The following is a 19444-nucleotide window of genomic DNA, read 5'->3' as shown; positions in this document are numbered from 1 at the left end:
CGCTCCACAACCGGCCAACCCACCCCCAACCCCTCCCTTGTCAGGGAGGGGAGCAGATTGGGAAGGCATTTCGCTGACTGTCGGTCCGGCCCCCGGGTTCAGGCGACCGCCGGCCGCCAGATCGCATAGACCTTCTTCACGTCCACCTTGTTGTCCCACGAACACTGCGCGCCATGTTCGAGCAGGAAGATGTCGCCCGTCGAAAAGGTCGCGCTCGCCCCGCTCTCGTCGACGAAGGTGACGCCGCCTTGCAGCAGGTGCATCAGTTCGTGATGACGATAGCGCATCGTCGTGCGGTGATAGGGGGTCGAATCCCATGTGCCGCAGATGAACACGCCGTCGCTCGACAGATAATCGGTATGGTTGCGGCACGACGGCGTCGGCCCGACCAGCAGCTCGGCAAGCGGCGGGTTGGAGGGGGTGAGCGCCGCCGCCGTATCGATCGGCACGACCGTGTCGGCGGCGGCGGTGCCGATCGCATGGCGCATCGTCAGCGCACGGGTTCCGGGCGCGGCCTGCCAGTCGAAGGCGATCCCGGCGGGAACCACCGCGCAGGCATCCGCCGCCAGCGTCACTTCGCCCAGCCGCAGCGATCCCGCCAGCACGATCACGAACTCGTCGCCCGGCAGCCCGTCGACCGTTCCCGTGCCGCCGTCGAGCGCGAGCAGATCCACGCCGCACGGCCCCCCGGCCAGCGGCAGTGCTGCACGGGCGGTGCGGTAGTCGCCGGTGGCGGGGGGTTGCGCGGTATCGGCGAAGGCGCGCAGGTCGACGAACGACCGGACCCGGGTGTCGCCCTCCACGCTCACAGCCCGACCAGCCCCGGCAGTCCGGCGATGCTCGGAATGTCGTTCACCTGGTAATAGCCGTTGAGCGGTTCGTGGCCGCGATTGACGAACGCCTTGTCCGTGATGCCCAGGTCGTACGCGGTCATCAGGTCGTAGCGGAAGCTGGACGAGACGTGCAAGATGTCCTCGGGTCCGCAGCCGAGCCGGTCGAACATATATTCGAACGCCTGCATCCGTGGCTTGTACGCCTGTGCTTCCTCGGCGGTGTAGACCGCGTGGAACGGCGCCTCCAGCCGCTCGACGCTGGCCGGGATCAGGTCGATCATCGAATTGGACAGGATGACCAGCGGATATTCGGCGGCGACGCGCTTGAGCGGTTCGACCACGTCCGGGTGCGGACCCCATGTCGGCACGGCGGCATAGACGTCGGCCGTGTCCGTATCGCGATATTCGATGCCCCAGCGTTTGCAGGTGCGGCGCAGCGACCCTTCGACGACGTCGCGATACGGCTTCCATGCGCCCAGCACCTCATCGAGCCGATAGGCCGAGAAATCTGCGCAGAACTGGTCCATCGCTTCCGGCGCGATACGATCGGCGTAGAGTCGCCGGGCGACCGGCGCCATCTCAAAATAGATCAGCGTGCCGTAGCAATCGAAAGTGATGTATTTCGGACGAAGCACCGTCGGCCCCCTTGCGATATATTGAACAACGACCGCGATATTGGCGCCGTCCGGGCGGCAGAAGCACTTGATTCGCCGGAATCGAAAGCGTGGTCGCCACGACGATCCGCCCGCTCCGGCATAATCTGCCGTGCGATGCCGCGCCGGGCGGCGATATAACAGTGCCGTCCGGAATGTCGGACGTGACCGGCCGCGCCGCTGCGAACCGATTGCACCGTGCCGGGCCGCGCGGCGTGGCAGGAATGCCGTTTGCCCCGGCCATTTCGGAAGCGTCTGCCGGATATTGCGCATAGACTGAAGCGGACAATGGACCCGTTGCCGTCGGTGGGGCGGCACGGTTCCGGGTGGGGTGGGCATGACCGAGGACAGGACCGGATACTTCTACATCGGCGGCGACTGGCGGGAGCCGATCGCGCCGGCCACGCCGATCGCGGTGGTCGATCCGGCGACCGAAACGTCGATCGGCGCGATCGCCGCCGGGTCCGCCGCCGATGTCGACCGCGCGGTCGCCGCCGGGGTGCGTGCCTTTCCCGCCTTCGCCGCATCGCCGGTTGCCGACCGGATCGCGCTGCTTGGCCGGATCGCCGCCTTGCTGGAGGAACGCGCCGAGAGTTTCGCACGCGCGATCGCGACCGAGATGGGCGCGGCGATCAGCTTTGCCCGCGCGTCGCAGGTGCCCTTCGCCATCGCGCATGTCCGCGCGCAGATCGAGGTGCTGGAGCAGTATCGCTTCGAACGGCCGGACACGGGGTTCACGACGGTCCGCGAAGCGATCGGCGTCGCCGCGCTCATCACCCCGTGGAACTGGCCACTGTACCAGATCACCGCCAAGGTCGCCCCCGCGCTTGCCGCCGGGTGTCCGGTGGTCCTGAAACCCAGCGAGGTATCGCCCTACAGCGCGCTGTTGTTCGCGCAGGTGATGCACGATGCGGGGTGCCCGGCGGGCGTGTTCAACCTCATCAACGGCACCGGCGAGGTCGTCGGCGGCGCGCTGTCGGCGCATCCCGATGTCGCGATGATCTCGATCACCGGATCGACCCGCGCGGGCGTGCTGGTGGCGCAGGCGGCGGCGGTCAGCGTCAAGCGCGTGGTGCAGGAACTGGGCGGCAAGTCGCCCAACCTCTTCCTCGACGATGCCGATTTCGCCGCCGCCGTGCCGCGCGGGGTGATGGCGGGGATGCGCAACGTCGGCCAGTCGTGCAGTGCGCCGACTCGGCTGCTGGTGCCCGCCCACCGGCTGGCCGAGGTCGAGGCACTGGCGATCGAAGCGGCGGGGCAATGGCGCGTCGGCGCGCCGCTCGACGATGCGACGACGATGGGGCCGATCGCCAACGCCGCCCAGCATCGCCGGGTTCAGGCGATGATCGAAACCGGCATGGCCGAAGGCGCACGGCTGATCTGCGGCGGTCCCGGCCGCCCCGCCGATCTCAACCGCGGCTATTATGCCCGGCCGACGATCTTTTCCAACGTGACCCCTACGATGACGATCGCGCGCGAGGAGATTTTCGGACCCGTCCTGTGCATCCTGCCCTATGCCGACGAGGAAGCAGCGATCGGGATCGCGAACGACACCGTCTATGGCCTTGGCGCGCACGTCCAGTCGGGCGACCCGGCGCGCGCGCAGGCGGTGGCCCGTCGCATCCGCGCGGGACAGGTGCATATCAATTCCCCCGCATGGACCGCGCACGCGCCGTTCGGCGGCTACAAGCAATCGGGCAACGGCCGTGAATACGGCGTCCACGGGTTCGAGGAATATCTCGAAACCAAGGCGATCCTTGCCTGATCCGATGAAGGAAAGAGACCGCGTGATACAGGACGAACCCATGGTTGCCCCCGCCCCCACCACCGATACCGGCCCGACGCTGGCGACGGTCGAGACGCCGTGTCTCGTCCTCGACAGCGATCGCATGGACCGAAACATCGCCCGGCTGAAGGCGCATCTGGCGACGCTGGGCGTGACGTTGCGCCCGCACCTTAAGACCGGCAAGTCGGTCGAGGTCGCAGGCCGGGTGATGGAGACGCCCGAGGGACCGGCCACCGTCTCGACGCTCAAGGAGGCCGAGCAGTTCGCCGACGCCGGGGTGCGCGACCTGATCTATGCGGTCGGCATCGCCCCTGACAAACTGCCGCGCGTGCTGGCGCTGCGCGCGCGCGGCGTCGATGTCGCGGTGGTGCTCGACACGGTCGAACAGGCCCGCGCCGTCGCGGCGGCATCGCGCGCGGCGGGCGTGGCGATCCCCGCGCTGATCGAGATCGACTGCGACGGGCATCGCTCGGGCGTGTTGCCGGGCGATGGCGGCGCGCTGCTGGCGATCGCGGGCGCGCTGGTCGAGGGCGGCGACCTGCGCGGGGTGATGACCCATGCCGGCGGCAGCTATGCCGCGCGCGGCCATGACGAGCTGCGCCGCCTTGCCGAAGCGGAGCGCCGGAGCGTGGTCGATGCGGCGGCGACGCTGCGCGCGGCCGGCTTTTCCTGCCCGGTCGTCAGCATCGGATCGACCCCGACCGCGCATTTCGCCACCGACCTGACCGGCGTGACCGAGGTGCGCGCGGGCGTGTTCGTGTTCTTCGACCTCGTGATGCACGGCATCGGCGTGTGCGCGATCGACGACATCGCGCTGTCGGTGCTCGGCACGGTCATCGGCTTCCAGAAGGAAAAGGGCTGGATCCTGATCGACGCGGGCTGGATGGCGATGTCGCGCGATCGCGGCACCGCGAAACAGCCGGTCGATCAGGGCTATGGCGTCGTCTGCAAGGTGGACGGCACCCCCTTTCCCGACCTGATCCTCGCCGATGCGAACCAGGAACACGGCATCATCACCGTGCGCCCGGGATCGAACGGCACCCTGCCGCCGCTGGCGATCGGCGACCGGGTGCGGGTGTTGCCCAACCACGCCTGTTCAACCGCTGCGCAACATCCCGCCTATCATGTCGTCCATGGCGACGATCCGGCGGTCGTCGCGACATGGTCGCGCTTCGGAGGATGGTGATGGCCGATCGCATGATCCATCCGGTGCTGACCGCCGACGCCCCGTTGCCCGCCGGCCATTATGCGCAGGCCGTCCGCGCGGGCGATCTGCTCCATATCTCGGGCCAGTTGCCGATCCGCGCCGACGGAGCGCCGCTGGACGACATGACGTTCGAGACGCAGGCGGCGCAGGCGATCGACAACCTGCTGGCGATCCTGACCGCCGCCGGGGGGACGCCCGCGCATCTGGTCCGCGTCACCGCCTATATCGTCGGCGTCGAGCATTGGCCGCGGTTCAACGCGGTCTATGCCGCGCGATTGGGCGATGCCCGCCCGGCGCGGAGCGTCGTGCCGGTGCCCGAACTCCACTATGGCTATCTGGTCGAGGTCGACGCGGTCGCGTGGCTGGCCGACGCCTGAATGCCAACTCTTGTAACGATGGACCCCGCCATGGCGAGCATCCCGACCGACGGTACTCTCTCTTCCGGCACCACCGGCCACCACGTCGCGACCGCGAAGCCGGCGGCAGGAGCGCGACTGCTCAGCATCGACGCGCTGCGCGGGTTCGTCATGGTGCTGATGCTGCTCGACCATGTGCGCGAGGGGTTTTTCCTGTGGGTGCCGATCGGCGATCCGGTCGACGCGCTGACCGTCTCGCCCGCCAGCTTCTTCAGCCGCCTGACCAGCCAGATCTGTGCGCCGGTCTTTGTCGCCCTCACCGGGCTGGGCGCCTATCTCTATGCGCAGAAGCACAGCACGTCGGAGACGACCGCCTTCCTGCTCAAGCGCGGGTTCTTTCTCGTCCTGCTCGAACTGACCGTCGTCAATTTTCAGTGGCGCGCGGAATTTCCGCCGACGATCGTCTATTTGCAGGTCATCTGGGCGATCGGCCTTAGCATGATCGTGCTGGCCGGGCTGATCCGCCTGCCGCATATCGTGATCGCCGCGATCGGCGTGGCGATCGTCGCCGGCCACAACCTGCTCGATCCGATCGTGCTGCCGCCCGAACATCCCTTTTACGCCATCTGGTCGCTGCTGCACGAACGCGGCACGATCACCATCGGCGGACTGCCGATCCGGTTCAGCTATCCGGTGCTGCCGTGGATCGGTGTCATCTGCCTCGGCTGGACCGCCGGGCCATGGTTCGCGCGCGGCGACGTCGCGGCACGGGGGCGGACGCTGGCGCGCGCCGGCTTCGCCATGCTGGCGGCCTGCGTCGCGCTGCGCTTCGCCAATGTCTATGGCGACACGCCGTGGTTCGTGGTGCCGGATTCGTCGCTGCGCACCGTGATGAGCTTCCTTGCGCTGACCAAATATCCGCCGTCGCTGCTGTACGTTCTGGCGACGCTCGGCTTCGGCCTGCTGCTGCTCGCGCTGTTCGACCGGATCGCCGATGCGCGGGTGACCGGATGGCTGGCGGTGCTGGGCGGCGCACCGATGTTCTTCTACCTGTTCCACCTCTATGTCCTGCGCGCGATGTATCTGGGCGCGCGCGCGATCTGGGGCACGAACCACGGCGAGGTTTTCGGCCTGCCATCGCTCGGGTGGATCTGGCTGTTGTGGATCGCGATGATCGTGCCGCTCTATTTCCCGACGCGCTGGTTCGCGAACCTCAAGAAGCGTCGCAAGGACATTCGCTGGCTCAAATATCTCTGAGCCTGCCCCCCATCCCCGTTCTCTGCCGCTGGAGCCCGTTCGAATGCCCGCACCGCTGACGTTCGTCGATTCGACCCCCGACCTGCCCGACACCGCCGATGTGGTGGTGATCGGCGGGGGCATCGTCGGCAGCTTCACCGCTTATTATCTGGCCAAACGCGGGTTGAAGGTCGCGCTGGTCGAAAAGGGCCGGATCGGCGCCGAACAGTCGAGCCGCAACTGGGGCTGGTGCCGCCAGCAGAACCGCGACGCGCGCGAACTGCCGATGGCGACCAAGGCGCTCGACCTGTGGGAGCAGTTCGCCGCCGACTCCGGCGAGGCGACGGGGTTCAGCCGCTGCGGCCTCCTGTATCTCAGCGACAACGAGGCGGAGATCGAGGGCTGGGCGCGGTGGCGCGATTTCGCGCAGACCGTCGGCGTCGCCACCCACATGCTGTCGTCGGCGGAAGCGAGCGAACGCGGGCGCTTCGGCAACAAGCCGTGGAAAGGCGGGGTCTTCTCCCCCACCGACGGCACCGCCGATCCGTCGCGCGCCGCTCCGGCGGTCGCGCGTGCGATCATGGCGCTGGGCGGGACGGTGCATCAGGGGTGCGCGGTGCGCGGGCTGGAGACCGAGGGAGGACGGCTGTCGGGCGTCGTCACCGAACGCGGGGTGATCCGCACCAAGGTCGCGGTCCTGTCGGCGGGCGCATGGGCATCGTCGTTCTGCTATCAATATGGCATCCGCTTTCCGCAGGCGACGATCCGCCAGACGGTGATGGCGGTCGGCCCGGGCGAGGACGTGTTTCCGCCCGCGATGCACAGCGACTTCGTGTCGATGACCAGGCGGGGCGACGGCGGCTATACGCTGTCGATCAGCGGCAGCGGCAAGGTCGATCCGACGCCGCAGTTCCTGCGCTTCTCGACCCAGTTCGTGCCGATGTTCCTGCGACGCTGGCGCAAGCTGTCGCCCGGCGGGCTGGAGGGGATGCGGTCGGGCCACGAGCGCGTCGGACGCTGGAAGCTCGACCGGCCGACGCCGATGGAGGCGATGCGCATTCTCGATCCCGCGCCCGACAAGGCGACGGTGGCGCGCACCCACGCCCGGGCGCTGGCGGTGATGCCGCGCCTTGCCGACCGTGCGGTGACGGGGGCGTGGGCGGGCTATGTCGACAGCACGCCCGATGGCGTGCCGGGCATCGGCGAGGTCGATACGCTGCCCGGACTGGTGCTGGCCGCCGGATTCAGCGGGCACGGCTTCGGCATCGGTCCGGGGGCGGGGCATCTGATCGCCGATATTGTAAGCGGTGCCACGCCGATCGTCGATCCGCGCCCCTATCACCCCGATCGGTTCCGCGCGTCGGCATGGGGCAAGGTCGCGGATTTCTGAACGGTCTAAAAATGCGCGGAGACGCGAATTTCCGGACCGGCGCTATGCCCCGCGCAGTCCGTGCTTCAGCCGCACCTCGCCCTCGCTCCACGATAAGGTCCATGTCGCGACGTCGCGTCCGCTGCCCAGCGAGCGCAGCCAGCCGTCATACACGCCCTCCAGCACCGGGCGCATCACCGCTTCGGTCGCATGGCCCAGCACCGGCGCGAGGTTGCGGACCGCGCCGCTGTGGGTGATGAGGATGCCGTCCGCCACCATGTCGAACTGCGCCTGCCCGCAATTATATTCGAGCCATACCCGGTTCACGACCGTCGCCAGCCCCGACAAATCGTCGACCATGTCGACCGGATGGATCGCGGCGATGCGCGCGCCGACCGCGCGGTAGAAGGCGGCCTGCTGTCCGCGCGGCGCGGTGGCGCCGATCTCGGCGGCGATCCCGCCGAGCAGCAGCGCGGAAGCACAGGTTTCGGTGGCGGTTTCGGTCGCCCACAGCGGCATGGCGGTCATCTGTCCCTTCCCAGCGACTGACGCAGCTCGAAGGTCGAGCGATATTCGTCATAGGTTCCGAACGTATTGACGCTGGCGGTGGCCCCCACCCGCGTGTTCGGCGTGATACGGTAATAGAGCGAACCGTCCGCTGCAAAGGCGAAACCGGTGACGCTCAGGCTGTCGTAATAGGATCGCACGTCGCTGTTGCTCGCCTTCAGCGCATCGAGTGCCGCCTGCGCCGTCGGATCGGTCGGATAGATCGGCGCCCGGTCCTGCTCGAAGCTCTGATAGCCCGGCGCGCCGCCCAGCCGCGCCTCCCAGCGATTGTCCGAATAGGTGTAGCGCAGCGGCAGGCTCATGCTCAGGAAACTCTGCGGGCTGAAATAGCCGCCATGGCCGAAGGTGAAGAAACTCTGGTTGTTGTCGAATGCCTGCCAGTTGATGTTGACGCCGCCGGTGAACGTCGAACTGCCGTCGCGGTAGAGCGGGAGATAGCCGCCGACATTCGCCTGATAGCCGCGATTGCCGCGCACATTGTCGCCGGCATAGCGAAAGCCCGAGATGTCGCCGTAGATGCCGGTGCCCTCGCGGTCCCACGACAGCGACGCGCCGCCGCCGGTGCGCATCACCTGCCCCCAGCGCGCGCCCGTCACCGGATCGCGCGTGCCGGCATAGGAGACGATACTGTCGCCCACCGCCTCGCTGCGGACCCAGCCTTGCGCCGACACGGTGTTCGACAGGCGCGGGCGGGCGGTGAAACCCCATGTCACCTTGGTATCGTCGAAGCCGAGCGGGGTCGTGCCAATCTCGATGCGGATGGCGGGGCTGTCGTAGCTCGCCTGCACCGCCACGCCCGAGGCATGTTGCGTCTCCGCCTGCGCGAGCCGCGAGGGTTCCTCGGCGACGATCGCCTCGGCCTCGGCGGTGGCGTTGCGGCCGAAGCGGGCCAGCGCCGATCCGGTCGGCCGCCCCGAATCGATCACCACCGGCGTGGCCGACAGGGCGATGCGCCCGCCGCCGACGCTGGTCGACACCCGCGCCGTACCCGACAGTTCGCGCAGGCCGCTCAGCCCCGTCTCGCCCGATCGTTCGCGGTAGCCGAGCGTCATTTCCGCACGCGGACCGCTGTCGCCGGCCTGGCTAGCGATCTGTGCGCGCAGCCGGGCCAGTTCGGGATCGCCGATCGCCGCCGCCGGAACCGTGGCGGCGGGCGTCGCCATGCCGCCACGCGGGGCGGCGGGGATCTTGCCGCCGCTCAGCGCGAACGGATTGGTCGCGGCCGCCGGGGCCGCCGCCGCTTCCATCGCCCGGAACGGGTTGCTGCTGGCCGGGCCGCCCGCGAACGGATTGCCTCCGCTCACCGCCTGCCCCGCTCCGCCGCGCGTGGCATAGGCCGCCTCACCGCGCCGCAGATAGCGTCGTGCCGCGCCGCTGTCGCCGCGCGCCTGCTCCATCTGGCCCGCCGCCGCATAGATTTGCGGATCGTCGGGATAGGCCTGCAATGCCCGCTCGACCGTCGCTACCGCGAGGTCGTGGTCGCCCGCCGCCCCGGCCGCGCCGATCAGCCCGGTCAGCGCACTCTTGTCGCGCGGATTGCGTGCCAGCACCAGTTGATAGGTCTGTGCCGCCTGCGATGCCATATTGCCCGACTGGTACAGCCGGGCAAGCGCGCCGAGCACCTCCGGTTCGTTGGGCGCGGCGGTCCATGCCTGCTGCAACAGGTCGAACGCCGGGGCATATTGCCCGGCGAGGCGCAGCCGGTCGGCCTGTCCCGCCGCCGCGATCGCCTGTAGCCGGGCGACTTCCGCCTCGCCGCCGGCCGATCCGGTGGCGGCGCTGCGCGCGCGGGCGATGGCGTCGGCGACCGAGGCATCCGCCCCGCCGCGCGCGAAGATGCGGACGATCGGTTCATATTCGGCGGGACTGGCGGGCGTGGCGGCCAGCGCGCGCTGCGCCAGCGGCATCGCGCCCGCGCTGTCGCCCAGTTCGTCGAGCGCGCCCGCCACGCCCGACAGCGATGCCGCCGACAGCCCCGGCGTCTCGCCGATGCCGCGCAGCGCCGCCACCGCCTCGCCATTCCGTCCCTGCGCCGCGATGGTGCGGGCGCGGGCGATGGCGGCGTCGACGGTCAACTGCCCCGCGAACCGGCGGATCGCGGCGGTGCGCTGCCCTTCGGGAATGCGGGCGAGCAGCGCGTTCGCCTGGGTCTGGCGGCCCAGTTGCGCGTGGAGCATCGCCGCCGCGTAATTGGCATCGCCCGACCCGATCGTCTGGAGCGACTGGATCAGCGAATCTGCCTCGGGCACCCGGCCGCGCGCCAGCAGGTAGCGGGCGAATTCATAGCGGATCCACGGATCGCTCTGGTCGACCTGCAGCCCGCGCTGGAACTGCGCCTCCGCCTGTTGCGCGTCGCCGCGCTGCGCCGCCTGCAACGCCTGATCGCGGGCGACGCGCACCTGCAACTGCGTCTCGCTGCCGCCGGCCGCACCCGCCTGACGCGCGAGGTCGGCGGCATCGGCATAGCGCCCCTGCCGTTCGTAGATGTCGGCGAGCAGCGCCAGCGCCGGCCCCCGGTCGCGCACCGGCAAGCGGGCGAGCTGTTCGGCATCGGCCTGCGCGCCGGTCACATCGCCACGTTCCAGCTTGCCGCGCGCCTCGGCTAGACCGGCGAAGAAGCGCGCCGAGTCGAGCGCCTCCGACCAGCGCGCCGCGTTGCCACGCGACGATGCGCGCCCCAGCAGTCGCGCGGCATCGGCGAAGCGCGACTGGCGCAGCCGGACGATGCCCAGCCCGCCCGACGCATCGCCGTCATTGCCATTGGCCGCCAGCGCGCGTTCAAACAGCCGTTCGGCCTGTCCCAATTGCCCGGCATCGAGCGCGCGGAACCCGGCAGCGCGCGCATCGCCGCCGCGATCGACGGGAGCCGGCGCGGCCCGGCGCGGCCCGGGTTCGGACACGGCGACCGGCGCGGTGGCCGGTTGCGGGCGGGCCTGTGGTACGACGACGTTCTGCACCGGTGCCGGCGCAGGTGAGGGTGTCGTCGGCCAGCGCAGCGCGCGCCGTGCCTCCTCGTTACCCGGATCGAGCGCCAGCACCCGGCGATAGGCGGTGCGCGCGAGATCGGCGCGCCCCTTGCCCTGCCAATAGCGGCCCTGCTGCAACAGCGGGGCGACGCCGGGCTGGGCGATGGCGGGCATGCACAGCGCCGCCTGCGCCAGCAGCAGGCCGATGGTCGCGCGGCGGATCATGCCTTGTCCTCCCCCAGTCGCTTGGCCTGTTGCCGCTTGAGCAGCAGGTAGAGCGGCCCGGCGAGCAGGATCGCGACCAGCAATCCGCTCAACCCCATCAGCAGCGGCCGTTCGCTGAACCACCATGCGACACGCATCCATGCCGGCAGCGATCCGCTCCAATAGCTCTGGCCGACCGCGAAGCTGCGCATCGTATCGCCGGTCGCGATCGACAGGTCGCCCTGCACCTGCGCATTGACGCGCTGATCGGCCAGCCCCTGCACCAGCCCGGGCAGGTCGGTCGAATCGGTCGCGAGCATCGCCACCACCGTCCGCCCCGCATCATAGGGCGAGCGGAAGCTGACGAACCCGGTGAAGCGGTCGGCGGTCGTCAGATAGGCGTTGGTCGCATCGACATCGGCATCGCCGTACGGCGAGATCAGCCCGAAGATCCGCTCGACCAGATTGCGCTCGGTCACGCGGATGCGGCCGTTCTGCAAGCCGACCGGCGCACCGGCGAACAGATTCGACAAATTGTTGCCGGGCGTCCCCACGACCAGTACGTCGCGCCCGGCCAGCGTATCGGCTGAACCAGCGCGTGCGACCGATACCGCCGTCGTCGCCGCACCGGTCGCATCGCCGAACCGGCCCATCAGCACCAGATAGGCCTCGACCGTCGCCGCATCGACATTGGCGGGCAACAACACCGTCGTTTCCGCCAGATCGGGGCTGACCGTGAACGGATAGCCGGCATTGGCGAAAGTCGCGAGCGAGGGCATCCGCGCCGCATGATAGGCATGGGTCAGGTCGATCGCGCTGTCGGGGTCGATCGCCACCCGGACATTGTCGGGCAGCGTCCCCTCGCAACGCTTCTTGTTGGCGAGGATCAGGTTGTAGTCGAAGATCAGCTCGTTCTGGCCGAACAGATTGTAGCTCGGCAGGTCGACCTGCGCGCGGGTGACGTTGCTGGTCGCGCCGTCGCCCTGCCCCAGCAGCCGCTGCCACCATCCCGCGCCGCCGAGCGGGAGGGTGCGCAGATACTGGTTGTTGATCGACACGTCGAGCCGCGAGCCGCGCCGGTCGAGCCACGACGCCGACGGATAGCGATAATTGAGGTCGAGCCGTGCGCCCGATCGCGGCCAGAAGAACAGGTCGGGCGCGGCGCGGAATCCCGCCGTCAGTGGCCCCGGCGGCAGGCCCACGCCCTGAAGCGTCCGCGGATCGACCAGTTCGCCCAGCTTCACCGGCCGGTCGGAGCGCAGCCAGCGCGGCGCGCCGTACCGCTCCCAGGTGGGGATGCGCACGCCGTCGAACCGCGCGGTCGCGCCGCCGATCGTGCCGCGTCCCACCGCCAGCGCGGCGGCGGCCTGTTTCAGCTCGCGCGCGTCGCGGCCCATCATCAGCAACAGCTCGCCGAACGGATCATACGGGTTGCGGATCACGATCGCCGAGGGTCCGGCGATCGTCGGCACGAAGCCGCCGATCCGCATCCCCGGTCGCATGAACACGATCGCATTGCCGCGCGGCACGCTGCCGAAGCTGGGCTTGAAGGTGAAGCCGCGATAGCTGGCAAGGCGACCGAACCACGACGCCATGCTCGCCGCGGCTTCCAGCTCGCCGTCGGTCGGTTGCCCGGCGAACACGAACGGCAGACTGAGCGGCAGATTGTCCGCCCGGTCGAAGAACGGGGCGGGAAGCCGCGCCAGATCGGGGGCGAGCGGCAGCGTCTGGATCGTCAGGTCGAAGGCCGAGCGCGTATTGCTGACGTTGGCCCACAGCGAACTGTGGAACGGGTCCTCGCAATCGCGCGCATAATGGCCCAGCATCCGCAGGTTCAACTGGTTGTCGCCGGGCAGGAACAGCGCGGGGTTGACCGGGATCGTCACCTGCTGTCCGCCGGCACCATCGGGTGACAGGCGGAAGGTCCGCACGACCTCGCCGTTCAGGATCACGACCAACTGGCTGAGATCGGCGAGCAGCGCCGGCGACCATGCGAAGGTCAGCGTCAGATTCGCGCCGGTCACGACCTCGTTGGCGCGCAGGCCGAACGGGATGGCGATCTCGCCGCGCGTGCCCGCCAGCCGGATCGCGCTGCGCACGCGCAGGTCGCGGAAGGTCAGCCGCTCCTGCCGCACGCCGCGCACGCCGGGCTGTGCCTCGGTCGTCTCCACCGTCTGCGCGATCGCCGCGCGCGGCGTAGCGATCGTCGCGCCGAGCGCGAGCAGCGCGGCGATCGCCGCCGCCTTCGCCGACGTGGCCAGCCGCGTGCGCTCGCGCCGCCGTTCGGCACGGTTGAAGCCCAGCAGGCGCTTGAGCGTCAGCAGATCGACCTTCACAATATCCCCCAGCGATTGGAGCGTGGACACGGGTGCCCGTGGCGCGGCTTCGGCCCAGGCGTCGCTGCGCCCCATCACCGCGCGGACCAGTTGGCGTTGCTGGAGCATGTCGAGTCCCTGAAATTGCAGGTTGGCCACCTGCCCGCCGATCCGCTGCAACCGGACCGGCAGCGTCAGCATCTCGTCCCCCATCGGCAGCGCGACATGGGTGACTTCGCGTTCGCGCAGCGCCACGCCCTCGGGCGCGGCGATTGCGATGCCGCCCATCGACAGGTCGATGGTCTGCGCCTCGACGACATGGCCGTCGGCGAAATACAGCGTGCCCGGCAGTTCGACCGGGATGCGGATGTGCTCGCGCACCTGCCGCGTTTCCCGCGCGACCGACACCGCCGCCAGCAGGATGACGAGGCTGAAGACCGCCCAGACGGTGTTGAGCAGCAGCGTATCGCCCTGAATGTTGAACAGGTGCGGGAAGAACCACCATTTCACCACCCCGAAGGCGATGCCGAACAGGACGAGGCCGATGCAGATCAGATGCGGCCGGACCGTCGCAGTGTCGAAATGGGTGCGGTCGAGCAGCGACCCCTTGTCGGTCACGTTGAACTTGCCGCCGCGCGGTTTGAACATCGTCCACACCGTCGGTTTGGCGAGGTGGAAGGCGAGGATCGTCTCATACACCTCGCCCCACAAAGGCCGGCGATCGCCGCCCTGCAACCGCGCGCCCGACACCTGCGAGCAATAGAGATGCGCGGCGGCATAGGCGAAGATCATCGAGGCTGACGCATGGATGATGTTCTCGCCGAGGATCAGATAGGCGAGCGGACTGGTGAGAAAGGCGATGCGCGGCAGCGGAAACTGGAAATGCAGCATCGCGTTCAGGTAACAAAGCCGCTGCGCCACGCTCAGCCCCGGCCCGAACAGCGGATTGTCGATCCGCAGAATCTGGGTCATACCGCGCGCCCAGCGGATGCGCTGGCCGATGTGCAGCACCAGCCGCTCGGTCGCGAGCCCCGCCGACAGCCGCAGCCCGAGATAGGCGGTCGACCAGCCCTTGCGCTGCAATTTCAGCGCGGTGTGCGCGTCTTCCGTCACCGTTTCAAACGCGAAGCCGCCGGTATCGGCCAGCGCCGCGCGGCGAATGATCGCGCACGATCCGCAGAAGAAGGCGGCGTTCCACAAGTCATTGCCGCGCTGCACCGCACCGTAGAACAGGTCGCCCTCGCCCGGCAGGTTCTTCACCGACCCCAGGTTGCGCTGCACCGGATCGGGTGAATAGAAATGATGCGGCGTCTGGACGAGCGCCAGCTTGGCCTCGCGCTGGAACCAGCCGACCGTCATCTGGAGAAAGGCGCGCGTCGGCACATGGTCGCAATCGAAGATCGCGATCAGCGACCCGTCGGTGCGCGACATGGCGGCATTCAGGTTGCCCGCCTTGGCATGGTTGTTGTCCGACCGGGTGATGTAGCCGCAACCGACCGACCGGGCGAAGGCGCGAAACTCGGCCCGCCGCCCGTCGTCGAGCAGATAGACGCGGAACCGGTCGCGCGGATAATCCATGTCCATCGCCGCCAGCACCGTGTTGCGCACGATGTCGAGGCCCTCGTTATAGGTCGGGACATAGACGTCGACGGTCGGCCACTCGTCCGGGGCGCCCTGTAGTTCCACCGCCTGGCGTTCCATCGGCCATGCGGTCTGGGCGATGCCGATCGCGAGGATGACCCAGGCGTACAGCTCGGCAAGATACAGGCCGATGCCCAGCACCGCGCCGATCGGATCGTCGAACGACAGCGTCGTCGTCGTCCGCCAGAACAGATAGCGGGTGGACGCGATCAGCGACAGCAGCGCCAGCACCAATGTCGCGCGGCGCGACCGCATCCGCCCCAGCACGATCGCGCCGACGATGGTGACGCCGGCGAAGATCCATTGCGATTGCAGGTCGAGCGGCACCGTCACCACGATCAGCGCCAGCAGGGCGACGAGCGCGAACAGCAACAGGTGCGGGATCGCCGCGAGCTTCACGCCGCGTCCTCCCGCGCCTGCAATCCGCACCGCGCCTCGACCGCGATCGCCAGTGCCGCGAGGTCGGGCAGCACGACGCTCTGCGGCGCATAGCGGGCGATCGGCTGAAACGATGCCAGCGCCTCGTTCACCGCCTCGTCGCGGCGGATCGCGCCGATCATCCGGTCGCCGAACAGTTCGCGCAGGAAAAGCTGGCTGTGGCGCGACAATTTGCGGGTATCGTCGACGCCGTTGAGCACGAAACCGGTCGATTCGACGTCGATCGCCGCCGTTCCCGGCCGCACCTGCGCCAGTCCGGCGAGCGATACCGGCTGCGGCATCAGCACGCACAGGTGCAACGCCGCCAGCGGCAGCAGCGCGTCGCGCGCCGTCAGATCGGCGGCGGCGACATCGGCCACCACCACCCGGTCGCCCAGCAGCGCCCCCTCGCCGCGCCCGCCGTGCCGCATCCGCCCGCCATGGACGAAGCCATGGCCCTGCAGCAGCTCGACGCCGTCGACGATGATGCCTTCGTCGTCGGCCTCGCCGATGTCGGGCACCGGCTGGGTCGGCAACATGCCGAAGAACAGCTTGAGCGCATCGGCATGGGTGAAGTCCACCGCCGCGACCGGATGCCCCCGCGCGGCAAGAGCAAGTGCAAGATGCGCGGCGACGAAGCTCGTCCCCACGCCGCCGGTGGGCGCATGGCACAGGATCAGCGGCATATCAGCGGCTACCCCGGTGATCGTCGGACAGGCCCGACAGGAAGGCGCGAAGATTGCGCGACGCCGCCGGTTCGTCCGGCGTCGCCCCGCGTTCGGACGGGGTCGCTCCCCCGTAGCGTGCGAACATCGGCGCGCCCGGCGGCGGGGCCGCGCGCTCGGGAATTCGCTGCGGCCGGCCGACGACCCGCGGATCCTCGAGCAGCGCCGCGAACAGCGGCCATGGTTCGAGGTCCGAGATCGGATCGGCAAAAGCCTCGTAGCGGAAATCCCGCCGGCCCAGCTTTTCGAGAAGCGCGGTAACGTCGCGTCGCATATCGGATCCTTCCGGGGACATGCTATGCACCGGATAGCGCTTACAGATGGTTAACGCGCTTCTGTTCCAGCAAAAACAGTCCCTTACCCCGCCGGATACCGGGCAACTGTCCAGCAGGAGAGCGCGATCAGTTGGGCAAGACCGTTGGCACCGGTCTTGGGGCTACAGGCCGAGGATGCCGGGCACCGCCTTGTTGCTGTGCCCCATGACCAGCAGGTCGAAGACCGTCCGCGCGCGGACGGCGCGCTACCGTCGCGACCATGCGCCGCCCTCGGCCGCCCCCGCGACGATTGAGCCAGCCCCCTCTCCCGCATCCGTCACCGCTGCGCTATTGCCGGGCGATGGCGAGGAAGAAACGCTACCTGACCGCGACGATGGCCGACGGCTATGTGAAGACGATCGGCCCCACCGCCGCGCCGTTCACCCATTACTGGCGCATCGTCGCCCATCTGCACAACGGCAAGACCGAAGTGTTCTGGGGTCACGCCACCTCCGCGAAGGACGCCGTGGCCAAGGAAGCGCTGACCCGACAGGCGGCGAAGCGGCACGGATGGAAAGGATTCGATTTCGAGGTGGTCGAACTCACCGAAAGCTGAGCGCGCACCGCTTCGTCGCTGGTACGGACGACACTCCCATCGACCGTTGGCAATATCATCCGGCACGAGCGCCCGGTCATCGATCGACAAGCGCAACTGGCGGAACGCCGGCGCCGCCCCCGGCGGTCGAGGACGGCCGTACCGCCGTCGACCCGCCATCGCCCCCCGCCTGCCAGTCGCGCGAAACGCCCGTCGGTACGCAGCATCAGTTCCGATCCCGTCTCCATCACTCCGACCGAGGATAACGACCGGCCAGACCGCGACGCTCGCTGGGCTCCGGCTCCGTCCGGTATCGCGCCGCCGATCGCTGCTCACGCATGTCCCTGGATGACAGGTACAGGAACGAGGTCATCATCCGTCGAACGTCGTATCGGTGCGGGCTGGCGGCTTGAACAGGTCCGTCGCCGGCCTGTATGCGCTGTCGCCATGTCGTTGTCCCCCAAGAAGCACGGTGTCGGCGTTGATCGGATCGCGGACGCGCCCGACTTCGTCGTCATCGACGTCGAAACCGCCTGCTCGCGGGTCAGCAGCATCTGCCAGATCGGCATCGTCGGTTTTCGCGACGGGAGGATCGCGTTCGAATATGAAACGCTGGTCGATCCGCAGGACCAGTTCAGCAGCTTCAACACGCGGATTCACGGCATCACCGCAGAGCATGTGCGGGGGAAACCGAGTTTCGCGGATGTGCATGACGTCGTCAGCCGCCACCTGGGCGGGCGGATCACCGTCGCGCATTCCTATTTCGACAAGGGCGCGATGGCCGCCGCGTGTCGCGTTCACGACCGGACGATGGTCGATACCACATGGCTCGACAGCGTGGGGGTGGCGAAACGGGCGTGGCCGGACCTGCCGAGCCACAAGCTCAATATCGTGTCCCGCCACCTCGGCATCCCGCTGAAGCACCACGACGCGCTCAGCGATGCGCGCGCCGCCGGCATGATCGTCGTGAAGGCCATCGAACATACCGGAGTGTCGCTGGCGGACTGGATGGCGCCGCCGGTGCGGTCGCGCGTTCCCGCTGCCCCGCCGCCGGCCGCGACGGGACCGCTCGCGGGCGAGCGGGTGGCGATCCTCGGCCAGCCCCGCAACGGTCCGCTCGCCCGGCGGATCGCGGCGAGCGGCGGTCGCGTCATGTCCGGGGTGGGCACCACGACCACGATCCTCGTCGTGACCGGGGACGAGCCGTTCGGCTATATTCGCTTCGACGCGCACTATCGCAAGGCGGAGGCGCTGCGGCAGTCCGGCGGCGCGATCAGAATCCTGTCCGAACGCCAGCTCCTCGATTTCCTCGGCACCTGACCGCCCCGTGGTTACGACGCCGGGCGCGATGTCCAAGCGGATTGCGCCCGGACCATGGCGCGCCCTATCGAGGATTCCGTCGAACCGGTCAAAGGCGAGATAACGGGCGGCGCGTCGAGCCGAAGCCGATCGCCCCGGAAAACTGCCGGAAGACCGGCCGTCCTTACGATGGGCCTGCCGGGACGTGCCGGGGCTCATCGGATGGCTGACCGCACCCGTTGACGACCTGGATCGCGCCGATTTCAGAATATGCGGTATGATACCACGGACAAAGAAAACCCCGCCAAGTCACTGACTTAGCGGGGCTTTCCATGGTGCACCCAGAGCGATTCGAACGCCCGACCCTCAGATTCGTAGTCTGATGCTCTATCCAGCTGAGCTATGGGTGCCCGGTGGAGGCCGCCTGTTAGATGGGGAAATTCATGCTGGCAACCCCGTTGTGTCATTTTTTTATGCTGACTATCGAATATCCATGACCCGAGCCCGCATCCTGTCCGCCTTTCTTGCCCTCAGCGCCTGCGCCGCGCCATCGGGGGACTATCCCTCGCTATTGCCGCGCCCGATCGAGCGGATCAGCCTCGCTGAACCGGTCCGCCCGGTCGCGGTCGCCACGCCCGATGCGGCGCTCGATTCCCGGATCGCCGCGCTCACCGCAGCGGTCGCCACCGCCAGCGGCAGGTTCGACACCGCCGTCGCCCGCGCCCGCCCGGCGGTACGCAGCGGCACCGGCAAGGCCGAAGGCAGCGAGCCATGGCTCGGCGCACAGGTCGCGCTGGCCGGGCTGGACGTGGCGCGTACCGGGATCGATGCGCCGGTCGCCGATCTCGAACGCCTCGCGATTGATCGTGCCGCCGCCGGGCAGCCGCCCTATCCCGCGCTCGACGCCGCGCTGGAGCGCGCGACCCGCACCGCGACCGCCCAGCGCGCAACGATCGCAGCGCTGACGGCGGCGCTGCGCTGATGTTGTGAGGACTGATCCAACGGGGTTGGATCAGTACGG

General features: G+C 68.9%; 15 protein-coding genes and 1 tRNA gene. 8 read left to right on the top strand and 8 right to left on the bottom strand.

Annotation, left to right across the window (positions count from 1 at the left end):
* Positions 1-98: 98 nt before the first annotated feature.
* Positions 99-809 (bottom strand): cupin domain-containing protein, encoded by a 711-nt coding sequence (locus tag ASE78_RS06445; RefSeq protein ID WP_082467038.1) that lies wholly within the window; start codon positions 807-809, stop codon positions 99-101.
* Positions 806-1468, bottom strand: coding sequence for a haloacid dehalogenase type II (locus tag ASE78_RS06440; protein WP_235514893.1), 663 nt, complete (start codon positions 1466-1468; stop codon positions 806-808). Before ASE78_RS06440 ends, ASE78_RS06445 begins: the two co-directional genes overlap by 4 nt.
* Before the next feature lie 355 nt (positions 1469-1823).
* On the opposite strand from ASE78_RS06440, the gene ASE78_RS06435 reads away from it, so the two are divergent.
* The 5 genes from ASE78_RS06435 to ASE78_RS06415 are packed head-to-tail and all read left to right on the top strand — an operon-like array spanning position 1824 to position 7461.
* Positions 1824-3251 (top strand): aldehyde dehydrogenase family protein, encoded by a 1428-nt coding sequence (locus ASE78_RS06435; protein ID WP_056494672.1) that lies wholly within the window; start codon positions 1824-1826, stop codon positions 3249-3251.
* A 40-nt stretch (positions 3252-3291) separates the two neighbouring features.
* Positions 3292-4458 carry a DSD1 family PLP-dependent enzyme gene (locus ASE78_RS06430; RefSeq protein WP_056494669.1) on the top strand — a complete coding sequence of 389 codons (1167 nt, stop codon included), beginning with the start codon at positions 3292-3294 and terminating at the stop codon, positions 4456-4458.
* A complete protein-coding gene (locus ASE78_RS06425; protein ID WP_056495290.1) occupies positions 4458-4856 on the top strand; it encodes a RidA family protein in 399 nt (132 codons plus the stop codon). The genes ASE78_RS06430 and ASE78_RS06425 overlap by 1 nt, the downstream gene beginning before the upstream one ends.
* Positions 4857-4886: 30 nt before the next feature.
* Positions 4887-6092 carry a DUF1624 domain-containing protein gene (locus ASE78_RS06420; protein WP_082467036.1) on the top strand — a complete coding sequence of 402 codons (1206 nt, stop codon included), beginning with the start codon at positions 4887-4889 and terminating at the stop codon, positions 6090-6092.
* A gap of 43 nt (positions 6093-6135) precedes the next feature.
* Entirely contained in the window at positions 6136-7461 is a 1326-nt protein-coding gene (locus ASE78_RS06415) for an NAD(P)/FAD-dependent oxidoreductase (RefSeq protein WP_056494666.1), read from the top strand.
* Between the two features lie 42 nt (positions 7462-7503).
* Here the strand turns inward: ASE78_RS06415 and bcsD are convergent, their stop codons facing one another.
* Genes bcsD through ASE78_RS06390 form a run of 5 tightly spaced genes read right to left on the bottom strand, consistent with a single transcriptional unit; the run spans position 7504 to position 16549 of the window.
* Positions 7504-7968, bottom strand: a complete 465-nt coding sequence (gene bcsD, locus ASE78_RS06410) for a cellulose biosynthesis protein BcsD (RefSeq protein ID WP_056494663.1) — start codon at positions 7966-7968, stop codon at positions 7504-7506.
* A complete protein-coding gene (locus ASE78_RS06405) occupies positions 7965-11198 on the bottom strand; it encodes a cellulose biosynthesis protein BcsC (protein WP_056494660.1) in 3234 nt (1077 codons plus the stop codon). Before ASE78_RS06405 ends, bcsD begins: the two co-directional genes overlap by 4 nt.
* A complete protein-coding gene (gene bcsA / locus ASE78_RS06400) occupies positions 11195-15532 on the bottom strand; it encodes a UDP-forming cellulose synthase catalytic subunit (protein ID WP_056494657.1) in 4338 nt (1445 codons plus the stop codon). The genes ASE78_RS06405 and bcsA overlap by 4 nt, the downstream gene beginning before the upstream one ends.
* Entirely contained in the window at positions 15529-16236 is a 708-nt protein-coding gene (locus tag ASE78_RS06395) for a cellulose synthase operon protein YhjQ/BcsQ (RefSeq protein ID WP_055756444.1), read from the bottom strand. Before ASE78_RS06395 ends, bcsA begins: the two co-directional genes overlap by 4 nt.
* A 1-nt stretch (position 16237) precedes the next feature.
* Entirely contained in the window at positions 16238-16549 is a 312-nt protein-coding gene (locus ASE78_RS06390; RefSeq protein WP_056494654.1) for a hypothetical protein, read from the bottom strand.
* Positions 16550-16890: 341 nt separating this feature from the next.
* On the opposite strand from ASE78_RS06390, the gene ASE78_RS06385 reads away from it, so the two are divergent.
* On the top strand, positions 16891-17145 hold the full coding sequence (locus ASE78_RS06385) for a hypothetical protein (protein ID WP_056494652.1): 255 nt from the start codon (positions 16891-16893) through the stop codon (positions 17143-17145).
* Between the two features lie 426 nt (positions 17146-17571).
* Positions 17572-18444 carry an exonuclease domain-containing protein gene (locus ASE78_RS06380; RefSeq protein WP_056494649.1) on the top strand — a complete coding sequence of 291 codons (873 nt, stop codon included), beginning with the start codon at positions 17572-17574 and terminating at the stop codon, positions 18442-18444.
* A gap of 312 nt (positions 18445-18756) precedes the next feature.
* Here the strand turns inward: ASE78_RS06380 and ASE78_RS06375 are convergent.
* Positions 18757-18833: transfer RNA gene (locus tag ASE78_RS06375), tRNA-Arg, on the bottom strand.
* An 83-nt stretch (positions 18834-18916) separates the two neighbouring features.
* On the opposite strand from ASE78_RS06375, the gene ASE78_RS06370 reads away from it, so the two are divergent.
* On the top strand, positions 18917-19405 hold the full coding sequence (locus ASE78_RS06370; RefSeq protein ID WP_156349162.1) for a hypothetical protein: 489 nt from the start codon (positions 18917-18919) through the stop codon (positions 19403-19405).
* The last annotated feature ends 39 nt before the right edge of the window (positions 19406-19444 follow it).

The sequence above is a fragment of the Sphingomonas sp. Leaf25 genome (assembly GCF_001421635.1).
Lineage (GTDB): Bacteria > Pseudomonadota > Alphaproteobacteria > Sphingomonadales > Sphingomonadaceae > Sphingomonas.
The sequence above is the reverse complement of the archived record's forward strand: the minus strand, read 5'-3'. Positions and strand labels throughout refer to the sequence as shown.

Excerpts from the sequence above, each read along its gene's own strand:
- ASE78_RS06395 (WP_055756444.1), bottom strand. The coding sequence starts at position 16,236 with ATGCCGCTGATCCTGTGCCATGCGCCCACCGGCGGCGTGGGGACGAGC.
- ASE78_RS06370 (WP_156349162.1), top strand. The coding sequence starts at position 18,917 with ATGACCCGAGCCCGCATCCTGTCCGCCTTTCTTGCCCTCAGCGCCTGC.
- ASE78_RS06435 (WP_056494672.1), top strand. The coding sequence starts at position 1,824 with ATGACCGAGGACAGGACCGGATACTTCTACATCGGCGGCGACTGGCGG.
- ASE78_RS06425 (WP_056495290.1), top strand. The coding sequence starts at position 4,458 with ATGGCCGATCGCATGATCCATCCGGTGCTGACCGCCGACGCCCCGTTG.
- ASE78_RS06420 (WP_082467036.1), top strand. The coding sequence starts at position 4,887 with ATGGCGAGCATCCCGACCGACGGTACTCTCTCTTCCGGCACCACCGGC.
- ASE78_RS06380 (WP_056494649.1), top strand. The coding sequence starts at position 17,572 with ATGTCGTTGTCCCCCAAGAAGCACGGTGTCGGCGTTGATCGGATCGCG.
- ASE78_RS06405 (WP_056494660.1), bottom strand. The coding sequence starts at position 11,198 with ATGATCCGCCGCGCGACCATCGGCCTGCTGCTGGCGCAGGCGGCGCTG.
- ASE78_RS06390 (WP_056494654.1), bottom strand. The coding sequence starts at position 16,549 with ATGCGACGCGACGTTACCGCGCTTCTCGAAAAGCTGGGCCGGCGGGAT.
- ASE78_RS06430 (WP_056494669.1), top strand. The coding sequence starts at position 3,292 with ATGGTTGCCCCCGCCCCCACCACCGATACCGGCCCGACGCTGGCGACG.
- bcsD (WP_056494663.1), bottom strand. The coding sequence starts at position 7,968 with ATGACCGCCATGCCGCTGTGGGCGACCGAAACCGCCACCGAAACCTGT.
- ASE78_RS06415 (WP_056494666.1), top strand. The coding sequence starts at position 6,136 with ATGCCCGCACCGCTGACGTTCGTCGATTCGACCCCCGACCTGCCCGAC.
- ASE78_RS06385 (WP_056494652.1), top strand. The coding sequence starts at position 16,891 with ATGGCGAGGAAGAAACGCTACCTGACCGCGACGATGGCCGACGGCTAT.